The sequence below is a fragment of the Nonomuraea sp. NPDC050790 genome (assembly GCF_044456745.1).
GTDB lineage: Bacteria > Actinomycetota > Actinomycetes > Streptosporangiales > Streptosporangiaceae > Nonomuraea.
Genome location: NZ_JBITGF010000002.1, coordinates 405,697 through 421,330, shown reverse-complemented (window position 1 = coordinate 421,330; position 15,634 = coordinate 405,697). Strand labels below are relative to the sequence as shown.

The 15,634-nt window shown below is 73.1% G+C and carries 18 protein-coding genes; 6 read left to right on the top strand and 12 right to left on the bottom strand.

All coding sequences use genetic code 11. The features are described 5' to 3' along the window. The 7 genes from ACIBEJ_RS10430 to ACIBEJ_RS10400 form a co-directional block, all read right to left on the bottom strand. Window positions 1–1,803, bottom strand: a complete 1,803-nt coding sequence (locus ACIBEJ_RS10430; protein WP_397182371.1) for a proton-conducting transporter membrane subunit — start codon at window positions 1,801–1,803, stop codon at window positions 1–3. Continuing rightward, window positions 1,800–2,105 carry an NADH-quinone oxidoreductase subunit NuoK gene (nuoK, locus tag ACIBEJ_RS10425; RefSeq protein WP_397182370.1) on the bottom strand — a complete coding sequence of 102 codons (306 nt, stop codon included), beginning with the start codon at window positions 2,103–2,105 and terminating at the stop codon, window positions 1,800–1,802. Before nuoK ends, ACIBEJ_RS10430 begins: the two co-directional genes overlap by 4 nt. Continuing rightward, window positions 2,095–2,586 (bottom strand): NADH-quinone oxidoreductase subunit J, encoded by a 492-nt coding sequence (locus tag ACIBEJ_RS10420; RefSeq protein ID WP_397182369.1) that lies wholly within the window; start codon window positions 2,584–2,586, stop codon window positions 2,095–2,097. The genes nuoK and ACIBEJ_RS10420 overlap by 11 nt, the downstream gene beginning before the upstream one ends. Next, on the bottom strand, window positions 2,586–3,446 hold the full coding sequence (locus ACIBEJ_RS10415; RefSeq protein ID WP_397182368.1) for an NADH-quinone oxidoreductase subunit H: 861 nt from the start codon (window positions 3,444–3,446) through the stop codon (window positions 2,586–2,588). Before ACIBEJ_RS10415 ends, ACIBEJ_RS10420 begins: the two co-directional genes overlap by 1 nt. Further along, window positions 3,443–4,750 (bottom strand): hypothetical protein, encoded by a 1,308-nt coding sequence (locus tag ACIBEJ_RS10410; RefSeq protein ID WP_397182367.1) that lies wholly within the window; start codon window positions 4,748–4,750, stop codon window positions 3,443–3,445. The genes ACIBEJ_RS10415 and ACIBEJ_RS10410 overlap by 4 nt, the downstream gene beginning before the upstream one ends. Next, a complete protein-coding gene (locus tag ACIBEJ_RS10405; protein ID WP_397182366.1) occupies window positions 4,741–5,079 on the bottom strand; it encodes an NADH-quinone oxidoreductase subunit A in 339 nt (112 codons plus the stop codon). Before ACIBEJ_RS10405 ends, ACIBEJ_RS10410 begins: the two co-directional genes overlap by 10 nt. 78 nt (window positions 5,080–5,157) lie before the next feature. Then, window positions 5,158–5,853: a hypothetical protein gene (locus tag ACIBEJ_RS10400; RefSeq protein ID WP_397182365.1), complete on the bottom strand. Its 696-nt coding sequence runs from the start codon at window positions 5,851–5,853 to the stop codon at window positions 5,158–5,160. A gap of 66 nt (window positions 5,854–5,919) precedes the next feature. On the opposite strand from ACIBEJ_RS10400, the gene ACIBEJ_RS10395 reads away from it, so the two are divergent. From ACIBEJ_RS10395 to ACIBEJ_RS10385, 3 genes are all read left to right on the top strand, one after another. Beyond that, window positions 5,920–6,066 carry a hypothetical protein gene (locus ACIBEJ_RS10395; protein WP_397182364.1) on the top strand — a complete coding sequence of 49 codons (147 nt, stop codon included), beginning with the start codon at window positions 5,920–5,922 and terminating at the stop codon, window positions 6,064–6,066. Window positions 6,067–6,137: 71 nt separating this feature from the next. Continuing rightward, window positions 6,138–6,365, top strand: coding sequence for a hypothetical protein (locus ACIBEJ_RS10390; RefSeq protein ID WP_397182363.1), 228 nt, complete (start codon window positions 6,138–6,140; stop codon window positions 6,363–6,365). 70 nt (window positions 6,366–6,435) lie between these two features. Further along, on the top strand, window positions 6,436–7,071 hold the full coding sequence (locus ACIBEJ_RS10385) for a class I SAM-dependent methyltransferase (protein ID WP_397182362.1): 636 nt from the start codon (window positions 6,436–6,438) through the stop codon (window positions 7,069–7,071). A gap of 38 nt (window positions 7,072–7,109) precedes the next feature. Here the strand turns inward: ACIBEJ_RS10385 and ACIBEJ_RS10380 are convergent, their stop codons facing one another. The 3 genes from ACIBEJ_RS10380 to ACIBEJ_RS10370 form a co-directional block, all read right to left on the bottom strand. Beyond that, window positions 7,110–7,691, bottom strand: a complete 582-nt coding sequence (locus ACIBEJ_RS10380) for a DUF305 domain-containing protein (RefSeq protein WP_397182361.1) — start codon at window positions 7,689–7,691, stop codon at window positions 7,110–7,112. Between the two features lie 55 nt (window positions 7,692–7,746). Beyond that, window positions 7,747–8,076 carry a DUF6153 family protein gene (locus tag ACIBEJ_RS10375; protein WP_397182360.1) on the bottom strand — a complete coding sequence of 110 codons (330 nt, stop codon included), beginning with the start codon at window positions 8,074–8,076 and terminating at the stop codon, window positions 7,747–7,749. Window positions 8,077–8,156: 80 nt separating this feature from the next. Continuing rightward, on the bottom strand, window positions 8,157–8,363 hold the full coding sequence (locus tag ACIBEJ_RS10370; protein WP_397182359.1) for a heavy-metal-associated domain-containing protein: 207 nt from the start codon (window positions 8,361–8,363) through the stop codon (window positions 8,157–8,159). Window positions 8,364–8,469: 106 nt separating this feature from the next. Here ACIBEJ_RS10370 and ACIBEJ_RS10365 point away from each other — a divergent pair, with 106 nt between their 5' ends. From ACIBEJ_RS10365 to ACIBEJ_RS10355, 3 genes are read left to right on the top strand one after another with little or no spacing between them, the layout of a single operon-like run. Further along, a complete protein-coding gene (locus ACIBEJ_RS10365; RefSeq protein ID WP_397182358.1) occupies window positions 8,470–9,624 on the top strand; it encodes an NAD(P)/FAD-dependent oxidoreductase in 1,155 nt (384 codons plus the stop codon). A gap of 13 nt (window positions 9,625–9,637) precedes the next feature. Then, window positions 9,638–10,477 carry a F510_1955 family glycosylhydrolase gene (locus ACIBEJ_RS10360; protein WP_397182357.1) on the top strand — a complete coding sequence of 280 codons (840 nt, stop codon included), beginning with the start codon at window positions 9,638–9,640 and terminating at the stop codon, window positions 10,475–10,477. Window positions 10,478–10,503: 26 nt separating this feature from the next. Next, window positions 10,504–12,159, top strand: a complete 1,656-nt coding sequence (locus ACIBEJ_RS10355) for a VanW family protein (protein ID WP_397182356.1) — start codon at window positions 10,504–10,506, stop codon at window positions 12,157–12,159. A 1-nt stretch (window position 12,160) separates the two neighbouring features. On the opposite strand, the gene ACIBEJ_RS10350 is transcribed toward ACIBEJ_RS10355, so the two are convergent. Both ACIBEJ_RS10350 and ACIBEJ_RS10345 read right to left on the bottom strand, forming a co-directional pair. Continuing rightward, window positions 12,161–14,053 (bottom strand): hypothetical protein, encoded by a 1,893-nt coding sequence (locus tag ACIBEJ_RS10350; RefSeq protein ID WP_397182355.1) that lies wholly within the window; start codon window positions 14,051–14,053, stop codon window positions 12,161–12,163. Between the two features lie 107 nt (window positions 14,054–14,160). Then, the gene (locus ACIBEJ_RS10345; RefSeq protein WP_397182354.1) at window positions 14,161–15,588 is read right to left on the bottom strand and encodes an MFS transporter; all 1,428 of its coding nucleotides are present in this window, start codon (window positions 15,586–15,588) and stop codon (window positions 14,161–14,163) included. Between the last annotated feature and the right edge of the window lie 46 nt (window positions 15,589–15,634).

The window sequence follows — 15,634 nt, the reverse complement described above, 5'->3', positions numbered from 1 at the left end:
TCACCTCACCAACGCGATCGCGACGGCCAGGATGATCAGGCCGACCGCGGCCTGGGCGAGGTAGGTGTGCACCTGTCCGGTCTGCGGGCGTCTGGCCAGCCGCCCCAGCCCCAGGGCGGCGGCGCCGACCGCCCGCACCACGCCGTCCGCTCCGGTCTCGAACGGCGTGCGCGCCAGCCTGGCCGCCGCCATCCCCAGCCTCGGCACCGCCTCGACCGCGCCGTCGAGCACCCGGTCGTCGAACCACGCCGCCGCCCTGGCCAGCGCGAGCAGGGGCCGCCAGAGCAGCGTCCTGGCCGCCGTCTCCAGTCCCAGCCAGTTCGCCAGCGGACGGGGCTCGGGCAGGCGTACCACCAGGGCGGTGAGCAGGACGGCGGTGGCCAGCGTTCCCGACAGCGCCAGCGTGCCCGCGTCCGCCCGTGCGGCGCCCTGATCGCCCAGCAGGCCGGACCACCAGGACCAGACGGCGGGCAGTCCGACGACGCCCAGCACGGCCGCGCCCGCCGCCAGCACCGGCAGCGGCGCCAGGGAGAACGCCTCCAGGGGCCGCCCGTCCGTGCGGGCGCCGCGCCAGACCGCGGCCAGCGCCCGGCCCGCGTAGGCGGCCGACAGCGCTCCGGCGGCCAGCCCGACCGCGTGCAGCCACGGGTCGTTCACGGCGGCCAGCACGCCGTCCTTGGTCACCCACAGCGACAGCGGCGGCAGCCCGGCCAGCGCCAGGGCACCCACGGCGAAGCTCGCCCCGACCACCGGGTAGCGGCGGGCGGCGCCGCCGAGCGCGGACAGTTGTTTGGTGCCGAGCGCGGTCAGCCACGCGCCCGCGCCCAGGAACAGCAGGCTCTTCACCGCCGCGTGCGCCACCAGGTGGGCCGCGCCCCCGGCCACGGAGCCCATCACCATGAACCCGATCTGCGCGCAGGTCGAGGCGGCCAGCAGTTGCTTGAGGTCGCGCTGGGCCAGGGCCACGCCGCCGAGCAGCAGCGCCGTCAGCCCGCCCGCCCAGGCCACCAGCGGCCCCGCCCATCCGGTCGCGGCCAGCAGCGGCTGCACCCTCAGCAGCAGGTACGCCCCGGCGGCCACCATCGTCGCGGAGTGCAGCAACGCCGAGACCGGGCTCGGGCCCGCCATGGCCCGCGACAGCCAGAACGAGAAGGGCAACTGGGCCGACTTGCCGAGCGCGGCCAGCACGATCCCGGCGGCCACCACGTCGAGCCAGGGATCCGGCAGCGCCGCCAGCCCGGCCAGCCCGAGCACCTCCCCCGCCGCCTGTGTTCCGCCCTGCCCCCCGCTCTTTGTGCCGCTCTGCATCGTGCTCGCGGCGAAGGCGGCGCCCGCGGCCACGTAGAGGCCGAGGTCGCCCGCGCGCGTGGTGACGAACGCGACCCCCGCCGAGGTGACCCGGTCGTCGTCGCGCCACCAGTAGCCGATGAGCGCGTACGACATCGCGCCCATCACCTCCCACCCCATCAGCAGGACGGTCAGCTCGGTCGCGGTGACGGTGGCGAGCATCGCGCCCACGAAGATCAGCATGAGGCCGTAGAAGCGGGCCTCCCGCAGCTCGCCCGTGGCGAACACCAGCACCGCCAGCGCCACCGCCGCCACCGTCACCACCATCACGGCCGACAGCCCGTCGACCGCGAAGCCGGAGGTGAACACCAGGGGGAAGCGCGTCACGGGCCTGGCCGCCGCGGCCCAGACGGCCAGCCCGAGGGTGGCCGCCGCGGTGGTGACGGCCACGGTGCGCGGGGCCCGCCGTACCAGGAGAAGGAGGGCGCCGACGGCGGCGGGCAGGATCCAGATCATCCCTTGAGGTCCCCCGCGTCGTCGGTGGTGTCCACGTCGCGGGCGCGGAAGATGGCCGTGGTGACGGCGAACCCCATCGCCATCTCCAGCGCCATCACCGTGACCGCGACCAGCACGAGGACCTGGCCGTCGGCCGTCTGGGGGGCGACGTGGTACCAGAAGGCGCCTCCGGCCACGATGAGGCCGTTGATCATGAGTTCCAGGCCCATCATGAGCATGACGATCGACTGCTGGGACAGCGCGCCGTACAGGCCGATCGCGAACAGCGCGGCCGCCAGCAGCAGGAAGCCCTCAAGCGTCATAACGGCCCCGCCGCGTCGCCAGCACCACCGTGGAGATCATCGTGGCCAGGATGGCGACCCCGATGACCATCATGACCAGCATCTTCTGTCCCATGATCGACATGCCGAGCGCCTCGGTGGGGTCGGGCGGCGGCCGCCCCTGACGCTCCGGCCAGTCGGTCAGGAAGATCCCGGCCACCAGCAGCGCGAACACCGCCGCCGAGATGGCCGCCGCGCCCCTCTTGTTGTGCAGCATCGACATCGGCATGAGCCCGGCGGGGTTCATCATGAACATGATCATGAAGACCGCCATCACGAGCATCTCCATGATCATCATCAGGATGATCAGGACGCCGAGGTAGTGCAGGTCGATCAGCAGGAACGTGGCGCCGACCGCGATCAGCGAGGCCAGCAGCGCGAACGTGGCCCGCGCCATCGAGTCCACGACGAACACCGCGATCCCACTGGCCACCGCCAGCACCGCCAGGATCCAGAACGCCATCACATCACCACGATCCCGACGACGAGCAGTTGCACCAGCGACAGCGGGATGAGCACCATCCACGCGAACGTCATGAACCTGTCCATCCGTACGGCAGGCACCCGCCGCCCGATCGCCGCGAACAACGCCAGCACGGCCACGGTCTTGACCGCCGTCCACGCCTGCGCGGGCAGCCAGGGCCCGGCACCGCCGCCCAGGAACATGGGGACCGCCGCCGCGGCCGCCACCACCAGCAGCGCGTAGCGCCCGGCGAGGAACACCAGCCGATCCGGCCCGGCCAGCTCGGCCGTCACCCCGCCCGCGATGCCCGCGCCGGCCGGCTCCGCCATCGGGCCCCAGAAGGCCATGGCCAACGCCGAGACCACGTACACGAGGAAGGCCACCGGCATCCACACCACGAACCAGAGCCCCTGCTGGGCCGCCACCACGTCCGCGAACCGCAGCGAACCCGCCCCGAGCGCCACCGTGATCAGCGCGAACATGTGCGGCAGCTCGTAGGCCAGCCCCTGCGCCACGAACCGGTAGCCGCCGACCAGCGGGAAGAACGAGTTCACCCCCCACCCGGCCAGCCAGACCGCGCCCCAGGCGCCGACCTCCATGGCGTTGAACCACACGATCCCCACGCCCAGGTCCAGCACCGCCCGCTCGCCCACGGGCAGCACGAGCGCGGCCAGGACGGCGACGACCGGCAGCGTCACCACGCCGATCCGGGTGAGCAGTCGGTCGGGCAGCAGGGTCCGCCGCCGCTGAACCACCAGCCCGCGCGCCACCCCCGCGCCGGTGCGCTCGGTCATCGCGACCACGGCCACCAGCCCGGCCAGCCCACCCACCAGCCCCGCCGCCTCCCCCACCCCACTCACGAGCCACCCCGGACAAGAGCGTGGCCTTCGGGTGTGAGCTGGGCCAGGTCGGGATCGAGCCCGGCCACTATCAGCCGCGCCTGGGCCAGTTCGGCCCCCTCCAGGAGGTTTGGCAGCAGTTCCAGGGCCGCCGCGCTGTCCCCCTGGCCGACCGGACCCCGTGGGCCTCGGTCGTCGTCCAGAGGTGCACGCTCGTCCAGGCGGGCGATGGCCGCACCGGTCGCCGCCAGCCAGCGGTACACCTGAGCGAGCACGTCGCCGTCCGGCAGGTCACCGACGCCCCGCAGCATCCAGGCCAGCACCCGCGACCTCCGCACCCGCCTGGCGAACCGCGCGTAGTCGGCGACCAGATCACCCGGCGGGCGGCGCGCGTCCAGAAGGCGGTCGCCCGAGAGGCCGTCGCACAGAAGGCGGTCGCGCAGGTGGCGGGCGGTCTGGGCGGCGGCGGGCCAACCGGCCACGGCGAGGAGCCGGCCGAGGCTGTCGAGGTGGGCCGCGGCCCGGCGGCGTTCGGCCTCGCCGCGGGTGACCGGCTCGCCGTCGGCGGCGGCCAGCCAGGGCTCGTCCCAGAAGCTCCGGCCCTGTCCGGGGTGTTCGCCCGCCACCACGGCGTGCTGGATGACGTCACCCTGTATGACGGTCTCGACGACCAGCCCGTCCGGCCAGTCCGCCAGCACCGGGCCGAGGGGGATGTGGAGCTGGTCGAGCATGAGCCCGTCCCGATCCGGCCCACGCCCGGCCATCGCCACCCCACCCACACTCCCCCCATGGCCCCCATGGCCCCCATGGCCCCCATGGCCCCCATGCTCCCCATGGCCGCCGTGAGCGCCGTGGCCGCCGGAGTGCCCGTGCTCGCCGGAAGGCCCATGACCGCCCGAGGGCGCGTGGCCGCCGGAGTGCCCGTGGTCGGCCGAAGATCCGTGGTCGGCCGAGGAGCTGGGTTCGGCCGGGTGCCAGGCTGTGGTCAGGTGTTCCCGCGCGCCCTGTAGCAGGGCGGTCTCGTCGGCCAGTGACGCCCGGGCCCGTTCCAGCGCTGTACGCGTCTCCTCCGGCGTCGCGCCGGCGGCCAGTGACAGCCGGGCCCGGGGGCCGGGCATGTCGTTCCACACGGCGTCGGCCGCCGACGACTGGCGCTCCCCCAGCGGCCCGCAGGTCACCAGGATCGCGGCCGTGGCGGGCGAGCGAGCCTCGGGCCAGCCGTGGGCCTCCACCAGCAGGCGCGACCGCGTGCCGTACGGCCCGGCGACCACCAGCACCGGCGGCCGGGAGGCGGCACGGCGCAGCAGCCACCCCCTCAGACCCACCGCAGCGCCCCTTCCCGCCATGCGTAGACCACCCCGGCCATCAGCAGCCCGAGGAAGAGGAACATCTCCACGACGGCGACCGTGCCGACTTCGGCCACGACCAGCGCCCACGGGTACATGAACACCATCTCCATGTCGAAGGCCAGGAAGATGAGCGTCACGGCGTACCAGCGCACGTGGTAGCGGGAGAGGGCGTGCTCGGCCGGCCGCCCGCCCGACAGGTACGGCCCCGCCCGCAGCACCCCCCTGGGCGCGAGGACCAGCGAGACGCAGTAGACGCCCACGATGCCGGCCGCGAGCAGGATCAGCACGCCGAGCACACCGAGCACGCCGCCACCCCCTCAGAAGCTACTAAGATCCGTAGTTCCCAGCTTCGGGGGCGTCAACCGTCAATGGAGACGTGCGGGTCAGGACACGGTGATCGTGTCCGTCCGGTCACCGGTGGGCGCCTCGTCCACGGGCGGCCGGCGGGCCAGCCGTACCCCTGCCAGGGCGAGCGCCGCGCCACCCAGCCCCGCCAGCAGCAGCGCGTACGGCGGGAAGCCCGCGGCGGGAGCTGGAGCGGAGACGGGCGCGGAAGCAGGGGCGGGCACGGAAGCAGGAGCGGGCACGGGCACGGCGGCGACGGGCTCGGTGGATCCGCCGACCGGGAAGCCGGGCGGGCGGATCGCGCCCCAGTAGTCCTTGCCGTCGTGGCGCAGGTCGGCGGGCGGCGGGTTGAGCTTGAGCGCGCCGGGCACGGTCAGCGTGCCGACGTCGTGTTCCTTGAACATCCCCTGGATGCCCTCGACCTTCCAGGTTCCCTTGGGCAGCACGATCGAGGTCGCGTAGTGGCCCGGCTCCGGCCGCGCCGTACCGTCGAAGGTCAGGACCTGGCCGCCGGGGCCGGTCATGCGCAGGCCCGTCTTGCCGAGGTCGCCCTCGAACGGGTGCGTCCCGTGCTGCAGCACCCAGAAGCCGATCGTGTAGGTCGTTCCCGGCTGGAACTGGGCGGGCGGCGGGTCCAGGTAGGTCGCCGCCCAGCCACCCGCGCTCGCCGGGGACGCGAGCCAGCCCGCCGCCAGGAGCACCGTGGCGGAGAGCACGAACAGGAGTCTTCTCATGACTACACCTCCGCTCCTTGTACACCGCTGGTGGGACCGGAGGTTCCGGGCCGTAAACTGGGCCGCATGTATGAAGTCGTCGCCGCCCTCGTCCCGCCGCTGGTCGTGGCCACGGCCTTCCTGCTCGGTGTCCGCGCCGTGCTCAGGCGGGAGCGTGCCGACCGCGAGCGCGAGCGTGCCGAGAACGCCGCCGCCCGCCAGGCCGCCCAGTAGCTTCTAGGTAAAACCCGCTGCGAGGCCGCAGAATGGAGGGGACGGCGAGGGAGCAAGGAGTCTCCTGCCCCGTGCCCGCCCCCAACCGCGAGAACCTGGCAGCCATGCTGGACGTGCTCGTGTACGAGAACGTGCTCCTCGCCTGGCGGCGACTGCCGTTCGGGCGCTACGAGCTCGTGTCCAGGGACGGCGAGGAGATCATCCTGACCACCGCCCACGCGGAGACGTGGGCCGTCGGCGCGTTCGCCGTGTATCTCGCGCTGGTCGACCAGGGGCGCATCAGCCCGCGCATGCCGTGAAGGTTTCCCGATCATCGGCGCCGCTCACGACGTAGGTTGGGCGGGACGCCGTTGGGAGATGTGGAGGATCATGGCCGACGACGAGCGCCCCAACCGGATCCATCAGCTTCTGTTCGGAGCCATGTCGCTGGCGGGGCCCAGGGTGCAGCGGCGGCTGCTGCGCGGATACTTCGACCTGTGGCACATCAGGGCCGACCCGTGGAGCGTCACGTCGGACGCCTACGAGCGGGAGAAGTACAAGGCCACGCTGGACCAGGTGCCAGGCCGGGACTACCACCGCGTGCTGGACGCAGGGTGCAGCGAGGGCAGCTTCACGATGCTGGCCTCCGCCGCCCACCCCGGCGCGAGGACGGTCGGGGCCGACATCTCGCACCGGGCGCTGCGCCGGGCCCGCGAGCAGGCGGCCCGTACGGGGTCGTCGGCCGAGTTCGTGCGCCTGGACATTCTGACGGACGACGCGGGCGGGCCGTACGACCTGATCTTCGTGGGTGAGCTGCTCTACTACCTCGGCAACACCCCCGCGGTGGCCGACCGGCTGGCGGCGCTGCTGGAGCCGGGCGGGCACCTCGTCCTCACCCACTCGCGCCCGCAGGCCCGGCTCCTGCACGTCCACTTCGACGGCCACCCGCTGCTGAGGAGCGTGTCGAACGAGGACGGCGAGCACGACGGCCGCTTCTACAACGTCGCCGTCTACGAGCGGACCTGAGGGGTCTCCCGGCGCCGCCGGGAGACCCTTTTCCATGGTCAGAGGCGTTCGAGGAGCGCCCGCATCTGGGCCACCTCGGCCCGCTGGGCCGTCTCGACGGCCTTGGCCAGTTCCTTGGCCTCGGGGTTCGTGCCCTGCTGCTGCTCGGTCCGCGCCATGTCGATCGCGCCGTTGTGGTGGGCGATCATCAGCTCGGCGAACATCCGGTCGAACGCCGCCCCCTTGGCCGAGGCGAGCTTCTTCATGTCGTCCTCCGACATGATCCCGGGCATGGCGTGGTCCATGCCGCCGGTAGGCAGCGGCTTGCCCCACTCGGCCAGCCAGCCCCGCATGGTCTGGATCTCCGGGTCCTGCGCCGCCTTGATCTTCGCGGCCAGGTCCTTGATCTCCTGGTCCGCGGCGCGGCCCGGGGCGAGGTCGGCCATCTCGACCGCCTGCTGGTGGTGCGGGATCATCATCTGCGCGAACATGACGTCCGCGTCGTTGAAGGCGGCGGCCGTGGCCGACGCGGTCGCGCCGGTGGCGGGCGGCTCGCCGCCCCCGCAGGCGGTGAGCAGGACGAGCGCCCCCGCTCCGGAGGCGGCGGCCAGCGAGATACGGCGGAACGTGCTGGTGAACATGGTGAACTGAACTCCTGTCGATGCTGAGATATGGCCCGATGAACACCAGGTCGGGCTATATGCGCATCACGGAGAGTTCAGCCAGCCGGGGCGGCGCCCTGGCCACCCCGCGTACCCGCCAGAACCGGCGCACGGCCCGCAGCGGGCTTGGCAGTGTCCCCGCCCACACGAGCGCGAGCAGCAGGAACACCATCGACGTCAGTACGGCCAGGCACACCACCCCGGGATCCATCCCCGGCAGCCCGTCGTCCTGATCGACCGCCACCGGCGCCTGGACGGCCACGGCATGCGGCTCCCCATGGGAGAGGTGGCCGAGCGTGTGCATCCCGCACACCCCGACCACGAGCAGGACGAGCAGCAGCAGCCTCCCGAGCCGCAACGCCATGCTCACCCCCCATGTCAACTATCAGAAATAGTAGCAAGGGCCGGACGCGCCAGCGCCCGGCCCCAGCACACGCACCCCGTTCAGACCACGACGGCCTCGTACCCCACCTCTTCCACGACGTCGATGATGCGCGCGTCGCTCACCCCGTCGGCGGTCACGGTCACCCGCCCGGTCGAAAGCTCCACCTCCACCTGGGACACCCCGTCAACCTTGCCGATCTCGCCCTTCACCTTGCCGGCGCAGCCGTTGCAGGTCATCCCGGTCACCGCGAACGTCGTCGTGCTCATGTCGTCCCACTCCTTCGTCATTGATACCCCCAACGGGTATGCTCAGCAACATACGCGCTCGGCGGCGATGAGCGCAACATACCCATAGGGGGTATAGTTCCGGCTCATGCGAAACCTCAACAAGATCACCGTGGTGGGCGCCTCGCTGGCGGGCCTGCGTGCCGTGCAGTCGCTGCGCCAGGAAGGCTTCGACGGCGAGATCACCCTGGTCGGCGCCGAGACGCACCTGCCCTACAACCGGCCGCCGCTGTCCAAGGGGCTCCTGCGCGGCGACGAGGACGTCCTGCTGCCCGGCGCGGGCGAGCTGGACGACTCCTGGCTGCGCGGGCGCACCGCCGTACACCTGGATCCCGCGAGCAGGACGCTGACCCTCGACGACGGCGCCGAGCTCGGCTACGACGGCCTGGTCATCGCGACCGGCGCCCGCCCGCGCCGGATGGACGCGGCGCACACGCTGCGCACCCTGGAGGACTCGCTGGCCCTGCGCGCCGAGCTGCGCAGCGGGCACGAGCACGTGGTGGTGATCGGCGCCGGGTTCGTCGGCGGCGAGGTCGCCTCCACCGCCCGCGAGCTGGGGCTCAAGGTCACGCTGATCGACTCGGGCCGCTACCCGATGCACGCGGGCCTGGGCGACGTGGCGGCGGCGTGGCTGGCCGGGCTGCACGAGCGCGGCGGCGTCGAACTCGTCTCCGGCGTCCGGGTGAGCGCGGTCGAGGACGGGCGGGTGCTGCTGGCCGACGGCCGCGCGATCCCGGCCGGGCTGGTGGTGGCGGGCGTGGGCGTGGTGCCCAACACCTCGTGGCTGGACGGCAGCGGGCTCGCGCTCGACGACGGGGTGCTGGTGGAGGACACGCTGTTCGCGCGGGGGTCGGCGCGGATCGTGGCCGCCGGCGACGTGGCCCGCTGGCCCCACAGCAGGTACGGCGGCGCCACCGTCCGCGTCGAGCACTGGTCCAACGCCAACGAGCAGGGCGCCGCCGCGGCCCGCAACCTGCTCCTGGGCCCGGAGGAGTCCGAGCCGTTCACCGGCGTGCCCAGCTTCGCGACCAGCGTGCACGGCAGCCGCATCCAGACCGCGGGCCTGCCGCACCTGGCCGACACCGCGACGGTCGTGGCGGGCACGCCGGAGGAGGACCGGTTCGCGGTGGCCTTCAGCCTCGGGGGCGAACTGGTCGGCGCGGTGGGCGTCAACGCACCCAAGGACCTGATCAGGCTGAAGCGCGCCATCACGGCCGGTCAGAGCATCTACGACGTTCAATAGTAGACTCCGCGCCATGCGGAGAACCCTCGTCTATCTCGTCCTGGCCGTCACCGCCTGCGCGCCGCAGGAGCCCACCGCCGCGCGGGACCCCGCCGCCGCGCCGGACCCCGGCATCGGCCACGTCCACGGCGTCGGCGTGGACCCGGCCGACGGCGCGGTCTACCTGGCCGCCCACTACGGCCTGTTCAGGGTCACCGGCGAGCGCGGCGCGGTGCGCGTGGCCGGCCGGGTCCAGGACCACATGGGCTTCACCGTGACCGGCCCGAAGACCTTCCTGGCCAGCGGCCACCCCGGCGCGGCCGACCAGGACTCGCCGCCGCACCTGGGCCTGATCCGCACGACCGACGCGGGCGCCACCTGGACCACCGTCTCGGAGAAGGGCAGCGCCGACTTCCACGCGCTGCAGCCCGCCGGCGCCGACCTGTACGCCTTCGACAGCACCACGGGCCGGGTGCGCTGGAGCGGCGACGGCGGCCGGACCTGGACGCAGGGCGCCGCCGATGAGGTGATCGACCTGGCCTACTCCGGCGGGCGCCTCTACGCGACCACCCGCGACGGCCTCAAGGTGAGCACGAACCGCGGCCTGGACTTCGAGCCGGTGCCGAAGGCGCCCCCGCTCACCCACGTGGACGCGGGCAAGGCGCTGACCGGTGTCGACACCGACGGACGCGTCCACTCCAGCGGCGACGGCGGGCGTTCGTGGCGGGCGGCGGGCAGCCTGCCCGGACCCGCGGTCGCCTTCGCCGCCGTGGGCGAGCGCCGCCTGCTGGCCGTCACCGAAGATGGGGTGGTGCACGACTCCGGCGACGGCGGTCTCACGTTCAACGTACTCTTCAGACCGGCGGATACCTGATGCCCGGAGAGACCTGAATGCCCAAAATGCCGAAGACCCTCGTGATCCTGGCCGCCGTGCTCGGCGTGGCCGTGCTGGCCTATGCCGTACCGGCGATCATGCTGGCCGGGAAGGTGCCTCCTGACACCAAGGTCGCGGGAGTGGACATCGGCGGGCTGCCGCCCGAGGAGGCGCGCTCGCGGCTCGAAGCCGAGCTGGGCCCGCGCGCCACCCGGCCGATCGAGGTGCGCGCCGCGGGCAAGAAGACCAAGCTGGAGCCGGCCGAGCTCGGCCTGTCCGTGGATGCCGCTGCCACGGTGGCGGCGGCGATGGACGGCGCCTCGACTCCGGTGGGGGTCGTGCGCTCGCTGTTCGGCAGCCGGGAGATCCAGCCGGTGGTCAAGGTGGACGAGGAGGCGCTGACCGCGCGGATCAGCGCCCTGGCCAAGACCGTGGACCGCAAGCCGCGCGAGGGCGTCGTCTCCTACCGGGGGCTGGAGCCGCGCACGAGCCTGCCGAAGCAGGGCGTGGCGCTGGACCGCGCGGCGGCGGCGAGCGCGGTGCGCGGGGCCTTCCTGGGCGAGGGCGGGGCGGTGGAGCTGGTCACGAAGACGCTGCCGCCGGCCGTACCGGCGAAGGAGGTGCGCGAGGTGGCCGCGACCACGGCGCGTACGGCGGTCGCGGCCGACTTCACCGTGACCAGCGGCGGCCGCGAGGCGACGATCACCCGCGCGGAGATGGCCGCGGGCCTGAGCTTCACCGCCGACGGCGACACGCTGAAGCCGGTCTTCGACGCCGAGGCGGTGGCCGCCGGCCTGGAGAAGCGGCTGGTCGAGGCGGGTCAGCTCCCCAGGGACGCCGGCTTCAAGATCGTGTCCGGCCGGCCGAAGGTCGTGCCCGCGCGCGACGGCAAGGGCATCGTGGACGAGGAGCTCGGCGCGGCCGTCTCGGCGGCGGTGGCGGCGGGCGAGCGCACCGCCGAGGCGCCGGTCAAGGTCACGAAGGCCAGGCTGACCACCGAGGCGGCGGGCAAGCTGGGCGTCAAGGAGCGGGTGGCCAGCTACACCAGCAACCACCCGTGCTGCGCGCCGCGCGTGACCAACATCCACACGATCGCCGACATCGTCGACGGCCACGTGGTGAAGCCGGGCGAGACGTTCTCGCTCAACGGCCTGGTCGGCAAGCGCGACAAGGCCCGCGGGTTCGTCGAGGCGCCCATGATCCTCAACGGCCGCTTCGTCAACGACGTCGGCGGCGGCGTCTCCCAGTTCGCCACCGCGATGTTCAACGCGGTCTTCTTCGGCGGCTTCGAGGACGTCCAGCACATGCCGCACATGTACTACATCTCGCGTTACCCGGCGGGCCGCGAGTCGACGGTCTCCTACCCGCAGCCGGACTTCCGCTGGAAGAACGACTCCAAGTACGGCGTGCTGATCACCACCTCCTACACCTCCACCTCGGTCACCGTGCAGTTCTGGAGCACCAAGCGCTACGACATCGAGTCGGAGAGCTCGGGACGCTACAACGTCAAGAGCTTCCCCACGCTGTCGGAGTCCGGCCCCGAGTGCCAGCCCATGAGCGGCGTCGAGGGCTTCACCATCGACGTGTGGCGGATCTTCAAGCGCGACGGGAAGGTGCTGCGCAAGCAGAAGTTCACCACCGTCTACCAGCCCGAACCCAAGCTCACCTGCGACGCCGCCTGAGTCAGCGGGGCTGGTAGACGCAGCGCTGCCCGGTCTGCACGGTGGCGCGCAGCTCCGCCCCGATGACCGGGTCGGCCTCGGCGATCCGGCCGATCGCGCGCCGGATCGCCTTGCCCACCGAGATCCTGGCCCGCTCGTCGGTGCCGGCGAACGACCGGGTCCGCCCGCCCAGCCCCGCCGCCGCCGCCAGCTCCGTGACCAGCCAGTCGTGCTCGGCACGCAGCGCCGTGGCGCGTTCCAGGTCGTTCATGGACTCCAGCTCGTCGATGTCGTCCTGCAACCGGGTCAGCCGCTGCTGGTAGGCGCGCTTGGCCTCCTCGTCCAGCAGCGGCTGCGCGGAGACCGCCTCGCTCACCGCGGGCCCGGTGACCAGGTCGCCGGCCCGGACCTCGCGTCCCGGATTGGCCAGCAACGTCGCCAGATGTCCCATGCCCACGCTGTGGTCCACGAGCGCGCTGCGGGCGCCGAGCTCGAACTGCCACTGCGGCCCGCGCCTCCTGCACACCACCTTCCCGGTACGGCCGGCCGTACCGGAGGGCAGGGCGGGCAGCACCATCCCCATCTCGGCCGCCTCCTGCGCGGCCAGCTCCAGCTCCCGCTCGGCGGGCTCACCGCGCAGCGCCAGGGCCTGGCCGAGCCGCCAGCGCGACAGCGCGACCGCGGGCCAGTGACCGAGTGCGAGGTTGGCGCGCACGGCCTCGCCGAAGTGGACGACGGCGCGGGCGCTGTCACCGGCGGTGAGGCTGGCGACGCCCAGCGGGTGGTGGGCGGAGCCGAGGCAGGCCACCCCCAGGCTGGTGATCACCGGCAGGTGGGCGAACGGGCGCAGCAGCTCGTAGGTCTGGGCCGACAGGTCGGCGTCGCCGAGCAGGTGGGCGGCCTCGGCCACGCCGTACAGGGTGGTCAGCCAGACGCTGGAGCTGGGCAGGCCGGCGAGGTCCTGGCCGCGCAGGCGGGCCAGCATGTTGGCGGCCAGGCGGCGCTCCCCCGCCGCGGCGGCGGCCGTGGCCGTGGCGGCGAGGTAGGAGTAGTCCAGGACGCCGAGCACGGGCGAGTTCACCAGCTCGGTGAGGCTCGGCAGCAGTTCGGGCAGCCGCCCCTGGTACCACCTGACGATCGCCACCTGGCCGCTGGGCCACCCGGCGGCGTCGATGTCGCCCGCGCGGGCGCCGCGTTCCCCGCTCTCGGCGGCGAGCTGCTCGGCGTGGGCGAAGCGGCCCGCCCTGATGGCGAGCATCACGTCGATGGCGCTGACGACGAAGCCGACGGCCAGGTGGTCGGCCTCGCCGAGGATCGCGCGCAGCTCGTCGAGGGAGCGCCCGGCGTGCGGGTGACCGGCCAGGAACAGGTCCACGGTCCGCCACATCAGCCCCATCGCCAGGTCGCCGCGGCGGCGGGTCCTGCCTGCCTGGCCGATCAGGTCCTCGGCCAGCTCGTGGCGGAGCACGCCGTGCTCCGGGCCGAGCACGCAGTGGTGGGCGAGGCTGAGCGTCTCGGCCAGCGCCACCGGGTCGCCCGAGTGCCTGGCCTGGGTGAGCATGGCCAGGATGGCCGAGTGGCCGCCGCTGCGGTAGTCCTCCTCGCCGCACAGGCGGGCGCGCAGCCGTAAGGCCAGTGGCGAGCGCGGATCGATCAGGGTCAGGGCATGGCGCTGCCTGCAGCGGATCGTCTGCGCCTCGGCGGCGGTGCGGTGCTCGTGCACCCAGATGCCGCCGAGGCCGAGTGCCGCCCGGGCGAGCGCGACCCCGTCCCCGTCGCGCTCCGCCTCGTGGTGGGCGGCTTCGAAATGGTGACGCGCGGTGTTCAGGTCCCCCTCGGCGTGCAGAGCACGCTCGCCCTCACCGAGGGAGATCGTCGCAGCGCCGCATGCCCCCCGTTCTCGCACCGTGCTCACAAGTCAACCCTCTCCGGTTCATGTGATTACGGGGCCCCCTAGTTGAAGATGTCACTATAAAATAGAACTTCCGTCTAGAGCGAGGGGTTATCCGGGCTCGGCATCGTTCAGTGCCCGTGGCCGTGCCCGTGCCCGACGGCGACCCCGGACGGCCTGCCCGCGGGCACCAGCACCGACGAGACCACGGCGGCGACGGCGGCCACGACCGCGCACAGCAGCAGCGCCGAGGTGAACCCTCCTATCCCGCTCGCTCCCGGAGCGAGGCTGGCGGCGGCCATCGTGGAGACCACCGCCACCCCGATCGACCCGCCGAGCTCGTGGAAGGTGTTGATCACGCCGGAGGCCACGCCCGCCTCGCCCGCGGGCACGTTGGCCATGGTCGTGGTCGTCGCCGTCACGAACGCCGGCCCGATCCCGAACGCCGCCAGCACGAACCCGGGCAGCAGCGTGGTCCAGACGCTCGCCTCGGGCGAGATCCGCAGCATCAGCGCCGCGCCCACCGCCGTCAGCGCGAACGACACCAGGGCCACGACCCGCCCGCCGACCTTCCCGACCAGCCGCCCGCCGAGGTGCGCCCCGAGCGTGATCGCGACGGCCACCGGCAGGAACAGCAGCCCGGTCGCCAGCGCGCCGTAGCCCAGGACGTGCTGCAGGTAGAGCGAGCTGACGAAGAACAGGCCGAGCAGCAGCCCGGTGGCCGCCAGCATCACGAACGTCCCCGAGACCACGGCCCGCCTGGCCATCGTCCTCGCCCGCATCAGCGGGGTCCGCACCTTCCGCTCGACCAGCACGAACAGGCCATAGCCGAGCACGGCGCCGCCCAGCGCGGCCAGCGTGGACGGGGCGCCCCATCCGGCCTCGCCCGCGCCGACCAGCCCGTAGATGAGCAGCGCGGTGGCCAGCGTCACCGTGGCCGCCCCAGGCAGGTCCACCCGCCGCCCGGCCGTACCGGGCTCGTCCCGTCCGACCAGCCGGGGCAGCGCCGCGAGGACGGCCAGCCCGATCGGGACGTTGACATAGAACACCCAGCTCCACCCCGGCCCCGCGGTCAGCAGCCCGCCGGCCAGCACGCCGACGGCGGCGCCCGACCCGCCGATGGCGCCCCAGACGCCCAGCGCCCGATTGCGGAGCTCCCCGTGGTAGGTGCGGGTGATCACGGCCAGCGCGGACGGCGACATCAGCGCCGCCCCGACCCCCTGGAGGGCCCGCCCGGCGATCAGCATCGCCCCGTCCCCCGCCACCCCGCACAGCAGCGAGGCCGCGGTGAACACCCCGAGTCCCGCCAGCAGCGTGCGCCGCGCCCCGAAGGCGTCGGCCAGCCGTCCGCCGAGCACCATCAGCCCGCCGAACAGCAGCGTGTAGGTCGTCACCACCCAGGTCAGCGCCTCCCGGCCGAGCCGCAGTTCCCTCCCGATCGTGGGCAGCGCCACCTGCACCACCGTGATGTCGACGATCAGCATGAACTGCGCCAGCCCCAGCAGTCCCAGTACGGCCCAGCGGCCCATGACCACCACCTCCATAAGTCGAACAAGCATGTTCAGGTTATGGAGACCCTACCCCCGTAAGGCATCACGGGAAATA

Bases quoted from the DNA above. Each gene is read 5' to 3' on its own strand.
- ACIBEJ_RS10430 (WP_397182371.1), bottom strand. From the start codon at position 1,803: ATGATCTGGATCCTGCCCGCCGCCGTCGGCGCCCTCCTTCTCCTGGTA.
- nuoK (WP_397182370.1), bottom strand. From the start codon at position 2,105: ATGACGCTTGAGGGCTTCCTGCTGCTGGCGGCCGCGCTGTTCGCGATC.
- ACIBEJ_RS10420 (WP_397182369.1), bottom strand. From the start codon at position 2,586: ATGGCGTTCTGGATCCTGGCGGTGCTGGCGGTGGCCAGTGGGATCGCG.
- ACIBEJ_RS10400 (WP_397182365.1), bottom strand. From the start codon at position 5,853: ATGAGAAGACTCCTGTTCGTGCTCTCCGCCACGGTGCTCCTGGCGGCG.
- ACIBEJ_RS10395 (WP_397182364.1), top strand. From the start codon at position 5,920: ATGTATGAAGTCGTCGCCGCCCTCGTCCCGCCGCTGGTCGTGGCCACG.
- ACIBEJ_RS10385 (WP_397182362.1), top strand. From the start codon at position 6,436: ATGGCCGACGACGAGCGCCCCAACCGGATCCATCAGCTTCTGTTCGGA.
- ACIBEJ_RS10380 (WP_397182361.1), bottom strand. From the start codon at position 7,691: ATGTTCACCAGCACGTTCCGCCGTATCTCGCTGGCCGCCGCCTCCGGA.
- ACIBEJ_RS10375 (WP_397182360.1), bottom strand. From the start codon at position 8,076: ATGGCGTTGCGGCTCGGGAGGCTGCTGCTGCTCGTCCTGCTCGTGGTC.
- ACIBEJ_RS10370 (WP_397182359.1), bottom strand. From the start codon at position 8,363: ATGAGCACGACGACGTTCGCGGTGACCGGGATGACCTGCAACGGCTGC.
- ACIBEJ_RS10365 (WP_397182358.1), top strand. From the start codon at position 8,470: ATGCGAAACCTCAACAAGATCACCGTGGTGGGCGCCTCGCTGGCGGGC.
- ACIBEJ_RS10360 (WP_397182357.1), top strand. From the start codon at position 9,638: ATGCGGAGAACCCTCGTCTATCTCGTCCTGGCCGTCACCGCCTGCGCG.
- ACIBEJ_RS10355 (WP_397182356.1), top strand. From the start codon at position 10,504: ATGCCGAAGACCCTCGTGATCCTGGCCGCCGTGCTCGGCGTGGCCGTG.
- ACIBEJ_RS10345 (WP_397182354.1), bottom strand. From the start codon at position 15,588: ATGCTTGTTCGACTTATGGAGGTGGTGGTCATGGGCCGCTGGGCCGTA.